This is a genomic window from Proteus alimentorum, from assembly GCF_002607735.1.
In the GTDB taxonomy this organism is placed as follows: Bacteria; Pseudomonadota; Gammaproteobacteria; order Enterobacterales; family Enterobacteriaceae; genus Proteus; species Proteus alimentorum.
The window spans coordinates 431,156-447,496 of the sequence record NZ_NBVR01000018.1 but is presented as its reverse complement, the minus strand read 5'-3'; the positions used below and the strand labels follow the sequence as shown (position 1 = coordinate 447,496).

Sequence of the window (16,341 nt, the reverse complement as noted above, 5' to 3'; positions counted from 1 at the left end):
GTATGAGCTGACTTAATTACTGTTTAGCGCGTTCTTCTAACATTGCAACAGCAGGAAGTTTTTTGCCTTCAACGAATTCTAAGAAAGCACCACCACCGGTTGAAATGTAAGAGATTTTGTCTGCGATATCAAATAAATCAATAGCAGCCAGCGTATCACCACCACCTGCGATAGAGAATGCTTCACTATCTGCGATTGCATTAGCGATGATTTCAGTACCTTTGCGGAAGTTAGGGAATTCAAACACACCTACTGGACCATTCCACAGGATAGTTTTCGCGTTTTTCAGGATCTCTGCTAAACGCTCTGCTGTAACATCACCGATATCCAGTACTTGTTCATCATCTTTGATGTCACTTGCTGATTTTAAAACAGCCTCTGCAGTTTCAGAGAATTCAGTTGCAACACGAACATCACTAGGTACTGGAATATCACATTTTTCCATCAGTTTTTTCGCATCGTCAACCAAATCTGCTTCATATAAAGAACGACCTACTGGATGACCTTCTGCTGCGATAAAGGTATTTGCGATACCACCACCAACGATTAATTGGTCAGCAATTTTTGATAAAGAATCTAATACAGTCAGTTTAGTTGAAACTTTAGACCCCCCCACAATCGCAACCATTGGGCGAGCAGGTTTATCTAATGCTTTACCTAATGCTTCAAGCTCTGCTGATAACAGTGGACCCGCGCAAGCAACTTGTGCAAATTTAGCAACGCCATGAGTTGATGCTTGAGCACGGTGAGCAGTACCGAATGCATCCATCACGAATACATCACATAATGCAGCGTATTGTTTAGACAGAGTTTCGTCGTCTTTCTTTTCGCCTTTATTAAAGCGAACGTTTTCAAGAACAACTAACTCACCTGCATTGACTTCAACACCATTTAAATAGTCTTTAGCAAGGCTAACTGGCGCAGTTAATTTATCTTTCAGATAGTCAACAACTGGTTTTAAAGAGAACTCTTCGTTGTACTCACCTTCGGTAGGACGACCTAAGTGAGAAGTTACCATCACTTTAGCGCCTTGTTTTAACGCGGCTTCAATTGTTGGTAAAGAAGCACGGATACGCGCATCTGAAGTCACTTTACCATCTTTAACTGGAACGTTCAGGTCAGCACGGATAAGAACTCGTTTACCCGCTAGGTCTAAATCGGTCATCTTAATTACAGACATGATGAATCCTCTCATTGATTCTCTAAAATTTAGTAATCTTCTGTTCAGTGCTTTGTATTATTACGCGACACCGTCATTAAAACATGATTATTTAAAACCAGTTGCAGCCATTGCTAACGTTGTATCAAGCATTCTGTTAGCAAAGCCCCATTCATTATCACACCAGACTAAAGTCTTGATCAGGTGTTGCCCACTGACTCTTGTTTGTGTGCCATCTACGATTGCACTATGAGGGTCGTGGTTAAAATCAGTTGAGACTAATGGCAATTCTGTGTAATCCACTATACCACGAAATGCGCCAGTTGCTGATTTTTGAATTAACCGATTGACATCTAACACATTTACAGCCGTTTTTACAGTGACACTTAAATCAATTGCCGTCACATTAATTGTAGGAACTCGTACAGAAATTGCCTCAAAATGATCCTTAAATTTCGGGAAAATTCGAGTAATTCCTGCGGCCAATTTCGTATCAACAGGAATAATAGATTGTCCTGCTGCACGAGTACGGCGTAAATCCTTATGATATGCATCAATCACGGGCTGATCGTTCATGGCTGCATGGATTGTTGTTACTGTTCCTGATTCTATATTAAACGCGTCATCCATCATTTTAATGATAGGAATAATGCAATTTGTTGTACAAGATGCGTTTGAAACAATTCGGTGCTCTTTTTTAAGTTCGTGTTGATTCACACCAAAAACGACAGTTGCATCTAAATCAGTTGTACCAGGATGAGAAAAAAGCACTTTCTTTGCGCCTTGTGCAATATGCGCTTCGCCATCAGCACGGGAGCCATAAGCACCACTACAATCAAGTACGACATCAATACCAAGTTCACCCCAAGGTAAATCAGTAATATCAGAGTGATGAAATAAACGAATAGTATCATCACCCACTTGCAATAAATCGTTATTAATTCGTACATCCCAAGCAAAACGTCCGTGGCTGGAGTCATACTTGAGAAGATGCCCAATACCTTGTGCATCAGCCAATTCATTTATTGCAACAACCGTTATTTCGGCTCGTTTACCTGATTCATAAAGCGCCCTTAACACATTACGCCCTATACGACCAAAACCGTTAATAGCGACTCTGATTGTCATGTGACTTCCTTGATAACTAGTGATTTGCAACCGCTTAGAATAATAGAGCAAGATACGAATCAACAACGATAAATCAAGTAAATCTAGAAATTGTGCAGTCACCGACATTTTAGTATTAACTGAAACGGTTCAGCTTACTGATAATCAGATTACGAGAAATGAGAGAAGATCGCAATAGTAAACAAAGATGGAAGGATAAAAAAAGAGCACATCTGAGAAATTCTTCCCAAAAATGTGCTCTTGTTAACACTTATTGATTATTTAAGTAAAGATTTTGCCTGTGTAACCACATTTTCAACAGTAAAACCAAACTCTTCAAATAATTCGTTTGCAGGTGCAGATTCACCGAAGCTGTGCATACCTACAATCGCACCCTCTAAACCAACATACTTGAACCAGTAGTCAGCAATACCAGCTTCGATAGCAACACGCGCTTTCACTGATGCTGGTAATACTGCTTCACGGTAATCGGCATCTTGTTTATCAAATGCATCTGTTGCTGGCATAGAAACAACACGGACTTTACGGCCTTCAGCGGTCAGTTGTTCATAAGCGCTAACCGCTAATTCAACTTCAGAGCCTGTTGCAATAAAGATTAACTCTGGAGTACCAGCACAATCTTTCAGGATGTAACCACCCTTCTCGATATTTGCCAGTTGTTCTGGAGTACGTGGTTGCTGTGCAAGATTTTGACGAGAGAAGATCAGTGCTGTTGGACCATCTTTACGGTCAATAGCATATTTCCATGCAACAGCGGATTCAACTTGGTCACATGGACGCCATGTGCTTACGTTTGGAGTGACACGCAGGCTAGCCATTTGCTCAACAGGTTGGTGAGTTGGGCCATCTTCACCCAGACCGATAGAGTCATGAGTATAAACAAAGATACTGCGGATCTTCATCAGTGCAGCCATACGTACAGCATTACGGGCATATTCCATAAACATCAGGAAAGTAGCGCCGTAAGGAACAAAACCACCATGTAATGCAATACCGTTCATGATTGCAGACATACCGAACTCACGTACACCATAATGAATGTAGTTACCCGCTTTGTCTTCGTTCAGCGCTTTAGAACCAGACCACATAGTCAGGTTACTTGGTGCTAAGTCCGCAGAACCGCCCATGAATTCTGGTAATACTTTACCGAATGCTTCTAATGCATTTTGAGACGCTTTACGGCTTGCAATGCTTGAAGGGTTTTGTTGCAGATTTTCAATAAATGCTTTGGCCTCTTTTTCCCAGTTTGCTGGTAATTCACCAGAAACACGACGTTTGAATTCAGCGGCTAATTCAGGGAACTGTGCTGCGTATGCAGCAAATTTAGCATCCCATGCAGCTTCTTTTGCTTTACCTGCTTCTTTCGCATCCCATTCTTTATAAATTTCTTGTGGAATTTCGAATGCGCCGTATTCCCAACCTAACGCTTTACGTGTTTCAGCGATTTCAGCATCACCTAATGGGGAACCGTGAGAATCAGCAGTGCCTGCTTTATGAGGAGAACCAAAACCGATAGTGGTTTTACAAATCAGCAGTGAAGGTTTATCAGTGATTTGTTTTGCTGCTTCAACAGCGGCTTTAATGCTTGCAGCATCGTGACCATCAATGCCACTGATTACATGCCAGCCATAAGCGTCGAAACGTTCTGCTGTGTTATCAGTAAACCAACCATGCACTTGACCATCAATAGAGATGCCATTGTCATCATAAAATGCAATCAGTTTACCTAACTGTAATGTTCCCGCTAAAGAACACACTTCGTGAGAGATACCTTCCATCATACAACCATCACCCATAAAGGCGTAGGTGTAGTGGTCAACAATGTCATGACCAGGACGGTTAAATTGAGCCGCTAATGTACGTTCTGCAATAGCAAAACCCACTGCGTTTGCAATACCTTGACCTAAAGGACCCGTTGTTGTTTCAACACCAGCGGTATAACCATATTCTGGGTGACCGGGTGTTTTAGAATGCAATTGACGGAAATTTTTCAGATCATCTAAAGAAACTTCATAACCAGACAGGTGCAATAAGCTGTAAATCAGCATTGAAGCATGGCCATTAGATAAAACAAAACGGTCACGATCAGCCCAGTTAGGGTTAGTTGGGTTATGATTTAAAAAATCACGCCATAATACTTCTGCAATATCAGCCATACCCATAGGGGCGCCAGGGTGTCCTGATTTAGCTTTTTGCACAGCATCCATACTTAAAAAACGGATCGCATTAGCAAGGGTTTTACGAGTGGTCATTTTCTACTCCAAGTCGGATAAAAAGCATCTAGATAGCTGATTCTCTCAATGCGGGCAAAAAACCGCAATATAAAAAATCCACAAAGGTGGCTATCGTAATTAGCATAAAGCAATAATTCTTTGATTTGCACGGCATTTTTTACGATCAAAGCGGAAAATAACATTACACCACCGCATTGTTGCGCAACAAAAAGCAAAAAAGACAATGATTTGCGCAATTGAGAAGCGTGCTATTAAACCTTAGCTTGATATGACTAATCAAGATAAAATTTCATTGCTGAATTATCCATCAAATCAAATAAATACCGCATTTGTTTTAATTATAGCCTAATAACTAACTGAACTTGTTACAAGGGTGTAGAATTATAAGAGCTTAAAAAAGATAAAAAGCAGATAATTCACTGAATCAGTAATAAAAATTTTATTTACATCATATATAAATAAAAGGAAAATATCGCGTAACACAGTTGTTACTACTTTTATAAAAAATAACTTATTTATACATTCTGCTTATTTTTAATTAATTTTAGATAAGTAATATTCTAAGTGTAATTCCTTAAAATCTTCTTTTCTGACAAAAAAATGCAAATCAATAATTGATTTCAATAATAGAAAAAATTTTAAATTATCTCTTCTACAAAAATCTTTTAATTTCAAAATTTCATTTGGATTATTTTTTAAAATATAATAATTATAATTCATGATGATCATTTTAGACACAAAGGCATTGAGTGCAGATTGATCTTTACTTAAGAAACTGACTAATATTTTAAATATTTTATCCTCATCATTTTTATATGTTTTGATGAATTTTTCAGGTGATAGATAAGTTAAAGATTGATCTTCTAGTGTAAAAATAAAGTTTTCATCTTCCTCTAGAAGAAATTTAATGATCTCTATTTGTTGTTTTTTAACTATATTCAAATCATTATGATATTTTTCATTACTGTATTTTAATACAAGATTATAGGTTGTATTAATTAGCTCATCTACTTTTATTATTTCATCACTAGAATAACGAAAGTATAGTTTATTATCTTTAACAATAAAATAATGATAATAAAAGTCAGCAAATCCCATATCATAGAATAAATAGTTAATGATTTCAGTTTTATAGATATTCTCTTTTTCTTTACCTAAAAAAGAGAGGTCGGATTTTAACTGTGAAACAATATAACTTGAAAATAAATTTTTATTATAAAAGTTTTCAGTTCTATTTATAGATAATAAATTAGGTAAGATCCTCAGAAAAGAAAAAAATTGATAATAATTTTGATCATAAGGTTCATCACTAATAATTTCATCTACTTTTTTTGAATTAAAAAGCTCATTCCACCACGAAAGATAAAGAGCTGATTTATTTTTTAGTTTTACTGAGATAATTTCATCCAATTCGCCGTCCCAATACTGCAAAAATAAAAAGTCATGTTTAAAAGGAAGTGCTCTTGGATTAAATAACTTTCTTAATTTATATTGATAAATTTTAGTGATATCCATTTCTCTAAGCCCTTACGTTATTATCTAATTTAAAAAACAGTAAATTCAAAAAGTTATTACTTTATTATGGTAGATCCCTATTGGCCAATATCCTTGATAATAGATATTAACAATATTTTCCCAATTGTCTCCAAGGGAAAAGTATTTTTCTGATAAGTATTGCCGAAATGCGTAACTAATCGCATTTTTAGCTGCAATATTGAAATCATGGGCATCATATTGAAATGAGGTACACGGGATACTTTTCACGCTATCCATCACACAACGTGTTATCTTTATACGTTGTTCTATTAGTGCTTTAGGCAGGGTTTGCTTTGTATAAAAAGGATCATCTTGAGTTGGTGAGGTAGGTAACCATATAAAGTTCAGATCAGAGAGCAGTAAACTCTCCCATCCCGAAAATAAAATCACATTATCAGCCTGTAAGGCCGCTTTTCCCATATTAGAAAAAAAAGCAGTGCTCTGTATTTTGTGTTGTACTTCGTCAAAAAAGATCATGATTAATCGGCTCAATAAACTCAGCATTAATTCTATCAACAATCACAGTAATATATTGATTTTCAAAGTATGAATAATGATAAAAAAGATTATCTTCAAAGACTAAATTAGCAACAATCAATTTATTATCAAACAACATTCCAGTAAGTTGGTAAGAAAATGTATTTTCTACTTGAGTTAATGACATAATTGGATGATTTGATACTTTAATCTCTATGTCATTAAAAAACATAAGTGTTAATTCAACTAAATAACATTGCCCAATTTTGATAAGATGAGGCTCATTAATAAAACAACAAATCTCATATTCACCTAAAGAGAGTGTAATCTCTTCCTCCACATAAGGATTAAGAGCAACAACTCTAGCAAAATATTTCATTCTTATTCTGGCCCATTCCATTCGAGTTTATCTTTTAAATGCTCGGGCACAATCTCAAATAAACGCTTAATATTTTCCTTATGTACATTATAATTATCACAAATTCTTTCACTAGCATTATCTAGGTAATACTTAGCGTGAACATTAAGAAAGTAGATATCGTTATCAGTCATTTCTTCGGTAGGTAAAGTAGAAACAACATTATGCAGTAATTGAGCCTCAAAACCACAAGATTTGTTTTTTCCTTTACGAATAAAACTGTGTGTTTGGACATTTCGAATATGAGATAATGACCACCATAACATTTCAGAGTAAATTTCTATTTTTTTCACTCTCATTTACCTCTAATATATTAAATTAATAGTTATTCAATCTATAAGCATTTCTTTCTTACTCTTTATAATAATCAATTTCAGCTAATAGACATTCTGAAAACTTAAGCTTTGTTTTTCTTATTTTATCACCTTCCGTGTAAACATAAACATCAGGATCATCACATTGCCTATCTATAAAAAACAGACTGGAATAACCTTGATGTAATAAAAATGAAAAGAAGTTCAATGGTATCCTAATGTCATTTTCTTCAAGTAACTCAATAGAATATATATTGATATCATCTAATTCAGAATATAAAATATCGGTTCCTTTTTTAAAATCTCCGGCCTCCAAACCGAATATAGACAAATAGATTTTATAAAAATAAGGTAATTTTCCATATTTATCTTCTAATTGGAAAATTTGCTCATCAGAACACCCTATGACAGAGAAGCCTTTATCCAACATAAACTTTTTAAAACTTTCTAATAAAATTAAAAAATCAGATGATGTCATTATTATCTTCCACTAACGCTAAAAACAAATCTTGTAGATCGCCTTGAATCTCCTCATTATCATAAATAAGCTGAAAATCTTCATCGATATTATTAACGAAATGAGTGCCGTCGAGCATTCCGAATATTGTTGATGCCGTATCTGTCATCACGATTTTTATCATATCAATCACAGACTGCTTTTCTTTTTCTGATAAATTAACAAAAATCTTATTCACTTGAGAGAAAGTCGTTTCATGATAACTCTCTTGATCTCGCCTATTTAACCTTTCACTATATTTTTTTAGGTTATCTTTAAATAACTCTTTATATATTTCATTAATAACAAACTCATCTTTTTTCATAATTCATCCATTATTTAAAATAAATTATACTTTCATATAAATAATATAACTCACTTCTATTTTATCTTAAAACTTTCCTGGTATTACTTTAACTCCACAATAAAATAATCTTCTAATATAGAAACGATATCTTCCGATACTGATGGATAATATCCAGGTGGTATCGTATTATCGATAGCCATAAATGATAATTCACTATCAATCCATGTTATTTTTCTTTCTGGAATTTCAGCTATATCAATGAATAAATCTCTAACCGCATCAAGATTCCTTCCCATATAGCCATAAGGACCTAATAAAGCATATCCTAATTCACAATAGAAAGAATAGTAATCTTGAATATATTTCCCCTCAATCACAAGTTCATTTTTTAGGATTTTTTTAGGAAAACCATTTTTAATATAACTTGCAGAAATATATATCTCTTTTAATTCACCACGCATTTCCAACCAAATTCTTTCTTTACTATCTTCATAGAAATCAAGCAATGATATAGTGCCAGATAAATACATTCCTGAGTCAAAATATGAATCGACAATTAAATTATTTTCATAAAAATAATATTTATTTAAGTTAAAACTAAAACTCAATCGATTATCATATTTTTGACAAACCAAATAATAGGACTTATCTTTCTCAAAATGTAAATTACTTTCATTTATTCCCATAAAAACAAAGGATTTTGTTCTGTTTGTATTTTTATAATCATAACATTCAACTAAATTTTCAAATGAAAAAATTAAATTATTTTCATAGTCTAATACTTGATATGGTCCAATCATACTATTTCCTTATAATACATAATACATAATACTTATCTTATATTTTATCTATAAAAGCATCATCATTATCCCTTTGGATTAAAACCAACGCCCTATAGGTGAATTCTCTCTCAGATTTTTATCAATCAATTCTGGCGTAATGATATTTTGTTCAATAACAGGAAGCATAATTTCATCTAGAATTTCGCAATCAATATGACTCCCCGTATGGTGAAATATAAGATTTAGAGCTTCATCAATTAATGCATGTTCACTATATTGTTTCATTTCAAGCATAAATTGAACAATATCTTGTTTTATCTGTTTATTTTTGCTGTATTCGGCTTGCTCAGTTTCGAACTCTTGATAATAAAAGTCATCGAGTTCTTTAGATAGCCTATTTAAACGTAAACGAAAATCCGTGTTCATAAATTAATCCTAAATAATGAGCATTTATTTTCTAACTCTTTTATGACTTGATCTAATGTTAATAGCATAAAAGCCTTATCATAATAGTTTTAAATATCAAAAAAATACGCTAGAAAATCAGAAAAAGAATCCCACTGAGGTTTTAGTTTTCCTTCTAAAAAGTCTTGTAGTGATTTTCCTACCCCTAATCCCACGACTTCACCTGTTTTTTGATTATAAAAATAGCCATACTCTCCCTCAAACATATCTAGTGGTAAATAGTCTGTTGATAAATTAAAACGAGGATGATGTATATTTTTAATATTCAAAAAATAAGTATCACTATTTACTAAAAACCAACCAATTTGATAAATTTCCTCTCCTCTTTTATTTAAAAAAGTCGGATTATCTTCAACATGTAAATAGAACTTGGCAAAATCAGACTGAATGTCGATATTGAGTGCCATTAAAGCTTCTCTATACTGAGGTTCTTCTTCTTCAAACCACCAATTTTGATCTTTAAAATAATTGATTAACTTGGGTGTCAACATATCACAACCTAAATAATTAAAATTTTTTTATCAAACTTTACCCTATATTAGTCTTAAAAAAGCCATGAGATCTGTAAAGAGAAGAAATAACTATGAAATAAATTATCAGCTATTAAAAATAGTGTATTAATTGAGGATTAGAATAATTAAGATTAGAAAAATTTTTTTGGACTAAGAAAAGCAAAAACCCCAGCATAAATGCTGGGGTTTGANTATGAAATAAATTATCAGCTATTAAAAATAGTGTATTAATTGAGGATTAGAATAATTAAGATTAGAAAAATTTTTTTGGACTAAGAAAAGCAAAAACCCCAGCATAAATGCTGGGGTTTGAAATGTTGGCGGAACGGACGGGACTCGAACCCGCGACCCCCTGCGTGACAGGCAGGTATTCTAACCAACTGAACTACCGCTCCGCGTATCCTTTCGGACGAGGTGAATATTACGAATCTCTTGCCTTGTCGTCAACTGTTTTTCTAACAAAAAGATGCATTTGGATAAATTTTAATCTCAACTTACTCTTTATGCTTTTTTTATATTCAAACTGTCTCATCATTTGATGCAGGACGCCATAAACAATGCCCGCCCTTCTTCTCAACTAAATCTAATCGAGACTCATGCTCTGCAAGTTCTTCTGCGGTTGCTCTTATTACTCTTAATCCTGAAACTGGGCGCTCGATACGCTGAATATCATTTTGCTCTTGCTCGTTACTTGATTCACCTTCCATTGAAAATGCTAATGCTGTTTGTCCACCGGTCATTGCCAAGTAAACATCAGAAAGTATTTCAGCATCCAATAACGCGCCGTGAAGAGTACGTTTAGAGTTATCTATTAAGTATCTATCACATAAGGCATCAAGATTATTTCGTTTACCGGGGAATAATGCCCTTGCCATTGCAAGGCTATCGGTAATTTGACAGAACGTTTCGGTAGGCGGAATATCACGATTAAGTTTTCTAAACTCATAATCCATAAAGCCAATATCGAACGATGCGTTATGAATGATCAGCTCTGCGCCGCGAATATATTCTAAAAACTCATCAGCAATATCAGCAAAAGAAGGACAATCCTCTAAAAATTCATCACTAATACCGTGAACTTCAAATGCTTCAGGATCGACTAATCTTTCGGGCTTAATATAAACATGGAAATTTCGCCCTGTTAATCGACGATTGATAACCTCTACGGCACCAATTTCAATGATATTATGACCTTCATAATGAACGCCCAGCTTATTCATACCGGTAGTTTCGGTATCAAGTACAATTTGTCGTGTGATTGGAGTGCTCATAATCCGTTTTTATGTCAGACTTAGGGTTAGTTTTTCGTATTAATCAAAAAGGATAAATCGCCTTTATGCACAAGCAGGTAGAAATATTCACCGATGGTTCATGCTTAGGCAACCCAGGCCCTGGTGGTTATGGCGCTATTTTACGCTATCAACAACATGAAAAAACCCTAAGTGAAGGTTTTTTTATGACCACCAATAACCGAATGGAACTTCTTGCTGCTATCGTAGCATTAGAAACATTAAAATTCCCTTGTAAAATTACACTGACAACAGATAGCCAATATGTCAGACAAGGTATTACACAGTGGATCCATAGCTGGAAAAAACGTCAATGGCGAAAAGCAGACAAAAGTCCTGTACTCAATGTCGATTTATGGAAACGCTTAGATAGTGCGATTACTCGTCATGAAATTGAATGGCATTGGGTAAAAGGCCATGCAGGTCATGATGAAAATGAACGTTGTGATGAATTAGCAAAAGCGGCAGCTCAATCACCTACGCAAGAAGACACGGGTTATATTGAAAGTCAGAAAGATAAAACACAATGAGTCATCTTTATGGCTCTGAGTGATTGCGTGTAGCCCCTAAAACTCGCCCTTTTACACTCATGCGTGGCAATGCAAATTTCAATGCAGTGGGTGTTAAAGGAAGCGTTCTTTTACGAGCAATAATTAAATTTAAACAGCCACCGATATGATAGCGGCTACCATCACGTTTTATTGGTCTTGAACATGGCATAATCTGGAAATTCTGTTGTGTCATCACTTCGTAATTTAGCACACTAAGCCAATCGATTTGGCGTCGAAGTGAAAACATACGACTTGAATAAGGTTGCTTTTGTCGTAAAAGAGGCGTGCATTTACCCAGTCCTAATAAACTAATAGGGTTAAAGCTCGTTAATACTATCCAGCCATCATCAATTAAAACACGATCCGCTTCTCTTAATAGCCAATGGGGATCTGCACTATAATCAAGCACATGAGCCATAAGACAAACATCAACCGATTTATTTTCAAAGGGCAGATAATTTAAAGATGCGATAACATCCGCATTGATTGCATTCGATGTCACATTGACTTGATGTGAAACGATACTTAATTTGGTATCCAGTTCGGCACTGAGTTGACCGAGTTTCAGCAAATGAAAGCCATACATTTTCGGCCACCAATTTTGTAAACGCAATTCAATCGCCATACGATAATATTCCCCCCAAGGAATATCACGCCAAGAATCCGGCATTGTAATTGGTTTGACTGAACGCGCTGCTTTCATCGTTTAACCCTTTATATTTTATAAGTAAGGTAACTTATATGGAGCTTATCAGAATTCCTGCTTTATCCGATAACTACATTTGGCTATTAAGTAATGAAAATAGTGAATGTGTGATTGTGGATCCATCACAAGCCAAACCTGTTATTGAAATGCTCTCACAACGCTCGCTAACACCTATCGCGATTTTATTAACCCACCATCATGATGATCATGTTGGTGGAGTTACTGAACTTGTAAAAAAATATCCTAACATTGACGTTTTTGGCCCACAAGAAACGCTAAGTAAAGGAGCTGAAAATATTATTCATAATCAAGAGCGCATCATTGTTGGCTCTTTCACTATTAATGTGATTGGCACACCGGGCCATACATTAGGTCATGTTGCTTATTATTGTGAACCATATTTATTTTGTGGCGATACACTTTTTTCTGGTGGTTGTGGTCGTTTATTCGAAGGCACCGCACAACAAATGTTTAGTTCATTACAAAGATTGAGTGCTTTACCTGATAACACATTAATTTGTTGTGCTCATGAATACACCCTATCAAATATGACCTTTGCACATCATATCATGCCAGAAAATGCACTTATTACCGATTATTTAGCCCAAGTTAGTGAAATGCGTAAAAATTTGCAACCTACTGTGCCAATAACACTGAAAAACGAAAAGAACATTAATCTTTTTTTGAAATCTGACGATATTGATTTACAAAGGATTTTAGGTATAACCACTAATACTTACGCTCCAATTAAGACATTTACAAAATTAAGAGAATTAAAAGACAACTTTTAATTTCTATTGATTGTTTTATTTTGGCACACTAAGTATCATTTGGTTCAAAAAACACACAGGATGAATTTTTCTATTATGAAGACAAAAGCGATTTTGTTCTCCATATTGCTATTGGCGGGCTGCCAGCAATCTGAGAACATTAAACCTAATTTGTCTGCGATCACACCAACATCAACGAAAGGGACTTCAACTTCTCACCAACCTCAATATGATGTAAAAACCAATTTATGGGGTTATGTGGTAAGTGAATTGAAAATGGACCTCCCTGAAAATGAAAGGATCTCGCAGCAAGAATTATATTTTTTAAATAATCCCAAACATATACAGAGCGTTGCTTCTCGCGCGGAACCTTATATGTATTCGATTATTGATGAAATTGAAAAACGTGAATTACCGATGGAACTTGCTCTTGTTCCTGTCGTTGAAAGTGCGTTTAATCCCCATGTTACCTCTTCTGCAAATGCCGCGGGTTTATGGCAATTTGTGCCGATAACCGGTAATTATTATGGTTTGGCACAAAACCAATGGTATGACGGTCGTCGTGACGTTATGGCATCAACTAAAGCAGCCCTTGACTTACTAGAGCGCTTATATGTGATGTTTGATAGTGATTGGGCACTTGCCCTTGCTGCTTATAACGCGGGTGAAGGCCGTGTTATGCAAGCAATAAAGGCAAATGAGAGTCAAAACTTACCAACAGACTATTGGTCGCTTTCTTTACCTAAAGAAACGATGAATTATGTGCCGAAAATTCTCGCGTTAAGCAAAGTTATTCGTGAAAACGAACAGACCATTACTTTTCCGAAAAGTAACTATCGTGATAAAGCATTAGCCTCATTCGATGTCGGCGAGCAAATCACATTAAATAAAGTTGCTGAATTAAGTCAGTTACCTATTAATACCGTGAAAGATTATAATCCCGGCTATAAGCGTGGAATAACCGCACCGAATGGCCCTCATGTCATTATGTTGCCTCGCAATAAGCTTGACCAATTCCGTAACGCTTTTGAGGATGAAGCGGTATTAGAAACTATTCGCTTAGCGGTTGCCAAAACGAACCAATCTATTAAGCAAGAAGGTGTTTATAAGGTTCGTTCTGGAGATTCGTTTTACGCTATTGCTCGTCGCTACAATATGAGTGTAAAAGACTTACAACGTATTAATGGATTGAATGCAAAGAGTACATTGCTGGTTGGTCAAACATTAAAAATTCATAATGCAGGTAGTGTCAGTACTACCACGACAACGAAACCAACAAAACCATCACCAAGTTACTATAAAGTTCGCCAAGGTGACTCTTATTACAGTATTGCCCGTCGCCACGGCATTAACCTAAAGCAGTTAATGAGCTGGAACACTGACATTAAAATGTTAAAACCGGGTACTCAATTAACACTGTATATAAAATAGTTTTCTGTACTTAAGCTTCTTTAAAGCCATCAATATATTTAATGCCTTATAGGTGATAAATAGAGATGGCTTTTTTCTTTCTTATCAAATTAGTTCCCCTTCCCAAGAAAAACGCACCATTCTTTTCTTCTATTTCTTTTATTTCTTCTATTTCTTTTATTTCTTTTATTTCTTTTATTTCTTTTATTTCTTTTATTTCTTTTATTTCTTTTATTTCTTCTATTTTATTTCGTCTGAATACGGCTTTCTTTACCATTTCAAATATTAAGCAATAAAAAAAAGCGCCTGATATTTAACTATCAAGCGCTCCATTTTTATCTCTGTTTGATTAATTTAGCGTACTAATTATAGCCAGAAGAACCAAGCAAACAAGGAGATAACTAAGATACACACTAAGTTCAGTACACCACCAACACGTACCATTTCACTTTGTTTGATATAACCAGAACCAAAGACAATCGCATTAGGCGGTGTTGCCACTGGTAACATGAACGCACAAGATGCACCAATACCGATAATCATCGTTAACGCCATGACTGGCATACCTAATGCTTGTGCTACGGTTGCAAAGATTGGTACTAATAACGCCGCACTCGCTGTGTTACTGGTGAATTCTGTTAATACAATAATAAAGGTTGTTACAGCAAGGATAATCACGAACCAGTGGCTATTACCAAAAGTATCTTTCATAAAATCAGCCATAACCAGGCTTGCACCGGAGGATTGTAAAATTGCGCTCAGTGTTAAACCACCACCAAACAGCATTAATACACCCCATTCTGTATTTTCTTGAATTTGGCTCCAGCTTGCTACACCGGTTACACCGATAACAATTGCGGCACTGACCGCAATGACTGTATCTAAATCTTTTACACCACCAAAAGCACTGCTGATGAAAGAGCTGAAGATCCACCAAAATACGGTAACTAAGAAGATAATCATGGTGATAACACGTTTGTTATTCCACTCTAACACTTCTAATTTTAGGTCAAATTTATGTTTTAAATTAGGACGCAACATCAGGTACATCACAATAAACATGATAGGCAATAATACCACCATGATTGGAATACCATACTTCATCCACGTAATGAAATCTAAGTTCAGTTGAGCGGCTGCAATCGCATTGGGTGGACTTCCCACCAGCGTACCTAAACCACCGATGCTCGCACTATAAGCAACACCTAATAATACGAATACGAAAGTATTACGCTCTGAACGAATATCTAAGTTGGATAAAATACCTAATACTAGCGGTAGCATCATCGCAGCGGTTGCTGTGTTACTGATCCACATTGAGAGTAATGCAGTTACACCAAATAACAGCAATACAGCGACGGAAAGTTTACCTTTTGCAATCATCAACAAGCGGTTAGCAATTAAGCGATCTAGCCCCTGAATATGAAGTGCCGTCGCTAACGCAAAACCACCGAAGAATAAGAAAATGATGGGATTCGCAAATGATTTTAATGACTCATTGGTATTCATTAGCCCAAGCACAACGGCTAATATAGGTATAAATAATGCAGTTATCGTAACGTGAATAGCTTCTGTCAGCCATAACACACCCACAAACACCATTAATGCTAAACCTGCATTGGCCTTTGGATCATAAGGTAAAAATTCTAGCAAAAGTAGTAATAGCACCACATCAATAGCCAGAATAATTAACCCTCGTTTGTTTATCGGGCTAGACTTCGCCGATGGGGCTAAATTGGATGCGTCCATGATAATACTCCACATTAGCTGATATGAACATTAGATTC

The 16,341-nt window shown here is 35.5% G+C and carries 19 protein-coding genes and 1 tRNA gene; 3 read left to right on the top strand and 17 right to left on the bottom strand.

Going from position 1 to position 16,341, the window contains the following annotated elements; genetic code table 11:
- Positions 1-16: 16 nt before the first annotated feature.
- The 14 genes from pgk to dnaQ all read right to left on the bottom strand — a co-directional run bounded on the left by pgk (position 17) and on the right by dnaQ (position 11,099).
- The gene (gene pgk, locus B6258_RS04955) at positions 17-1,180 is read right to left on the bottom strand and encodes a phosphoglycerate kinase (RefSeq protein WP_099074324.1); all 1,164 of its coding nucleotides are present in this window, start codon (positions 1,178-1,180) and stop codon (positions 17-19) included.
- 87 nt (positions 1,181-1,267) lie between these two features.
- Entirely contained in the window at positions 1,268-2,287 is a 1,020-nt protein-coding gene (gene epd, locus B6258_RS04950; protein ID WP_099074323.1) for an erythrose-4-phosphate dehydrogenase, read from the bottom strand.
- Between the two features lie 257 nt (positions 2,288-2,544).
- Positions 2,545-4,539: a transketolase gene (gene tkt / locus B6258_RS04945; protein WP_099074322.1), complete on the bottom strand. Its 1,995-nt coding sequence runs from the start codon at positions 4,537-4,539 to the stop codon at positions 2,545-2,547.
- 516 nt (positions 4,540-5,055) lie between these two features.
- A complete protein-coding gene (locus tag B6258_RS04940; RefSeq protein WP_099074321.1) occupies positions 5,056-6,036 on the bottom strand; it encodes a hypothetical protein in 981 nt (326 codons plus the stop codon).
- 45 nt (positions 6,037-6,081) lie between these two features.
- Positions 6,082-6,534 (bottom strand): hypothetical protein, encoded by a 453-nt coding sequence (locus B6258_RS04935; RefSeq protein WP_099074320.1) that lies wholly within the window; start codon positions 6,532-6,534, stop codon positions 6,082-6,084.
- Positions 6,521-6,913: a hypothetical protein gene (locus tag B6258_RS04930; protein ID WP_099074319.1), complete on the bottom strand. Its 393-nt coding sequence runs from the start codon at positions 6,911-6,913 to the stop codon at positions 6,521-6,523. The genes B6258_RS04935 and B6258_RS04930 overlap by 14 nt, the downstream gene beginning before the upstream one ends.
- A gap of 2 nt (positions 6,914-6,915) precedes the next feature.
- On the bottom strand, positions 6,916-7,251 hold the full coding sequence (locus B6258_RS04925; RefSeq protein WP_240531520.1) for a hypothetical protein: 336 nt from the start codon (positions 7,249-7,251) through the stop codon (positions 6,916-6,918).
- Between the two features lie 52 nt (positions 7,252-7,303).
- Positions 7,304-7,744 (bottom strand): hypothetical protein, encoded by a 441-nt coding sequence (locus tag B6258_RS04920; RefSeq protein ID WP_099074317.1) that lies wholly within the window; start codon positions 7,742-7,744, stop codon positions 7,304-7,306.
- Positions 7,731-8,087: a hypothetical protein gene (locus B6258_RS04915; RefSeq protein WP_099074316.1), complete on the bottom strand. Its 357-nt coding sequence runs from the start codon at positions 8,085-8,087 to the stop codon at positions 7,731-7,733. Before B6258_RS04915 ends, B6258_RS04920 begins: the two co-directional genes overlap by 14 nt.
- Before the next feature lie 83 nt (positions 8,088-8,170).
- The gene (locus tag B6258_RS04910) at positions 8,171-8,869 is read right to left on the bottom strand and encodes a barstar family protein (RefSeq protein WP_099074315.1); all 699 of its coding nucleotides are present in this window, start codon (positions 8,867-8,869) and stop codon (positions 8,171-8,173) included.
- A 78-nt stretch (positions 8,870-8,947) separates the two neighbouring features.
- Positions 8,948-9,277, bottom strand: coding sequence for a hypothetical protein (locus B6258_RS04905; protein WP_099074314.1), 330 nt, complete (start codon positions 9,275-9,277; stop codon positions 8,948-8,950).
- Positions 9,278-9,366: 89 nt separating this feature from the next.
- Complete coding sequence (locus B6258_RS04900) at positions 9,367-9,807, bottom strand: hypothetical protein (protein ID WP_099074313.1); 441 nt, start codon at positions 9,805-9,807, stop codon at positions 9,367-9,369.
- A gap of 339 nt (positions 9,808-10,146) precedes the next feature.
- A tRNA-Asp gene (locus tag B6258_RS04895) sits at positions 10,147-10,223 on the bottom strand.
- Positions 10,224-10,346: 123 nt separating this feature from the next.
- Positions 10,347-11,099 (bottom strand): DNA polymerase III subunit epsilon, encoded by a 753-nt coding sequence (gene dnaQ, locus B6258_RS04890; protein ID WP_099074312.1) that lies wholly within the window; start codon positions 11,097-11,099, stop codon positions 10,347-10,349.
- 65 nt (positions 11,100-11,164) lie between these two features.
- On the opposite strand from dnaQ, the gene rnhA reads away from it, so the two are divergent.
- Positions 11,165-11,647, top strand: coding sequence for a ribonuclease HI (gene rnhA, locus B6258_RS04885; protein ID WP_099074311.1), 483 nt, complete (start codon positions 11,165-11,167; stop codon positions 11,645-11,647).
- A 7-nt stretch (positions 11,648-11,654) separates the two neighbouring features.
- On the opposite strand, the gene B6258_RS04880 is transcribed toward rnhA, so the two are convergent.
- The gene (locus B6258_RS04880) at positions 11,655-12,371 is read right to left on the bottom strand and encodes a methyltransferase domain-containing protein (RefSeq protein ID WP_099074310.1); all 717 of its coding nucleotides are present in this window, start codon (positions 12,369-12,371) and stop codon (positions 11,655-11,657) included.
- Between the two features lie 38 nt (positions 12,372-12,409).
- On the opposite strand from B6258_RS04880, the gene gloB reads away from it, so the two are divergent.
- Both gloB and mltD read left to right on the top strand, forming a co-directional pair.
- On the top strand, positions 12,410-13,165 hold the full coding sequence (gloB, locus tag B6258_RS04875) for a hydroxyacylglutathione hydrolase (protein ID WP_099074309.1): 756 nt from the start codon (positions 12,410-12,412) through the stop codon (positions 13,163-13,165).
- 75 nt (positions 13,166-13,240) lie between these two features.
- The gene (gene mltD / locus B6258_RS04870; protein ID WP_099074308.1) at positions 13,241-14,575 is read left to right on the top strand and encodes a murein transglycosylase D; all 1,335 of its coding nucleotides are present in this window, start codon (positions 13,241-13,243) and stop codon (positions 14,573-14,575) included.
- A 46-nt stretch (positions 14,576-14,621) separates the two neighbouring features.
- Here mltD and B6258_RS17860 read toward each other — a convergent pair whose 3' ends face one another.
- Entirely contained in the window at positions 14,622-14,831 is a 210-nt protein-coding gene (locus B6258_RS17860) for a hypothetical protein (protein ID WP_129586843.1), read from the bottom strand.
- Positions 14,832-14,920: 89 nt separating this feature from the next.
- Positions 14,921-16,303 carry an SLC13 family permease gene (locus tag B6258_RS04860; RefSeq protein ID WP_099074306.1) on the bottom strand — a complete coding sequence of 461 codons (1,383 nt, stop codon included), beginning with the start codon at positions 16,301-16,303 and terminating at the stop codon, positions 14,921-14,923.
- Positions 16,304-16,341: the final 38 nt, after the last annotated feature.

What these genes read in the sequence shown, in the direction of transcription:
- pgk (WP_099074324.1), bottom strand. Translation starts at nt 1,180, where the DNA reads ATGTCTGTAATTAAGATGACCGATTTAGACCTAGCGGGTAAACGAGTT.
- epd (WP_099074323.1), bottom strand. Translation starts at nt 2,287, where the DNA reads ATGACAATCAGAGTCGCTATTAACGGTTTTGGTCGTATAGGGCGTAAT.
- tkt (WP_099074322.1), bottom strand. Translation starts at nt 4,539, where the DNA reads ATGACCACTCGTAAAACCCTTGCTAATGCGATCCGTTTTTTAAGTATG.
- B6258_RS04940 (WP_099074321.1), bottom strand. Translation starts at nt 6,036, where the DNA reads ATGGATATCACTAAAATTTATCAATATAAATTAAGAAAGTTATTTAAT.
- B6258_RS04935 (WP_099074320.1), bottom strand. Translation starts at nt 6,534, where the DNA reads ATGATCTTTTTTGACGAAGTACAACACAAAATACAGAGCACTGCTTTT.
- B6258_RS04930 (WP_099074319.1), bottom strand. Translation starts at nt 6,913, where the DNA reads ATGAAATATTTTGCTAGAGTTGTTGCTCTTAATCCTTATGTGGAGGAA.
- B6258_RS04925 (WP_240531520.1), bottom strand. Translation starts at nt 7,251, where the DNA reads ATGAGAGTGAAAAAAATAGAAATTTACTCTGAAATGTTATGGTGGTCA.
- B6258_RS04920 (WP_099074317.1), bottom strand. Translation starts at nt 7,744, where the DNA reads ATGACATCATCTGATTTTTTAATTTTATTAGAAAGTTTTAAAAAGTTT.
- B6258_RS04915 (WP_099074316.1), bottom strand. Translation starts at nt 8,087, where the DNA reads ATGAAAAAAGATGAGTTTGTTATTAATGAAATATATAAAGAGTTATTT.
- B6258_RS04910 (WP_099074315.1), bottom strand. Translation starts at nt 8,869, where the DNA reads ATGATTGGACCATATCAAGTATTAGACTATGAAAATAATTTAATTTTT.
- B6258_RS04905 (WP_099074314.1), bottom strand. Translation starts at nt 9,277, where the DNA reads ATGAACACGGATTTTCGTTTACGTTTAAATAGGCTATCTAAAGAACTC.
- B6258_RS04900 (WP_099074313.1), bottom strand. Translation starts at nt 9,807, where the DNA reads ATGTTGACACCCAAGTTAATCAATTATTTTAAAGATCAAAATTGGTGG.
- dnaQ (WP_099074312.1), bottom strand. Translation starts at nt 11,099, where the DNA reads ATGAGCACTCCAATCACACGACAAATTGTACTTGATACCGAAACTACC.
- rnhA (WP_099074311.1), top strand. Translation starts at nt 11,165, where the DNA reads ATGCACAAGCAGGTAGAAATATTCACCGATGGTTCATGCTTAGGCAAC.
- B6258_RS04880 (WP_099074310.1), bottom strand. Translation starts at nt 12,371, where the DNA reads ATGAAAGCAGCGCGTTCAGTCAAACCAATTACAATGCCGGATTCTTGG.
- gloB (WP_099074309.1), top strand. Translation starts at nt 12,410, where the DNA reads ATGGAGCTTATCAGAATTCCTGCTTTATCCGATAACTACATTTGGCTA.
- mltD (WP_099074308.1), top strand. Translation starts at nt 13,241, where the DNA reads ATGAAGACAAAAGCGATTTTGTTCTCCATATTGCTATTGGCGGGCTGC.
- B6258_RS17860 (WP_129586843.1), bottom strand. Translation starts at nt 14,831, where the DNA reads ATGGTAAAGAAAGCCGTATTCAGACGAAATAAAATAGAAGAAATAAAA.
- B6258_RS04860 (WP_099074306.1), bottom strand. Translation starts at nt 16,303, where the DNA reads ATGGACGCATCCAATTTAGCCCCATCGGCGAAGTCTAGCCCGATAAAC.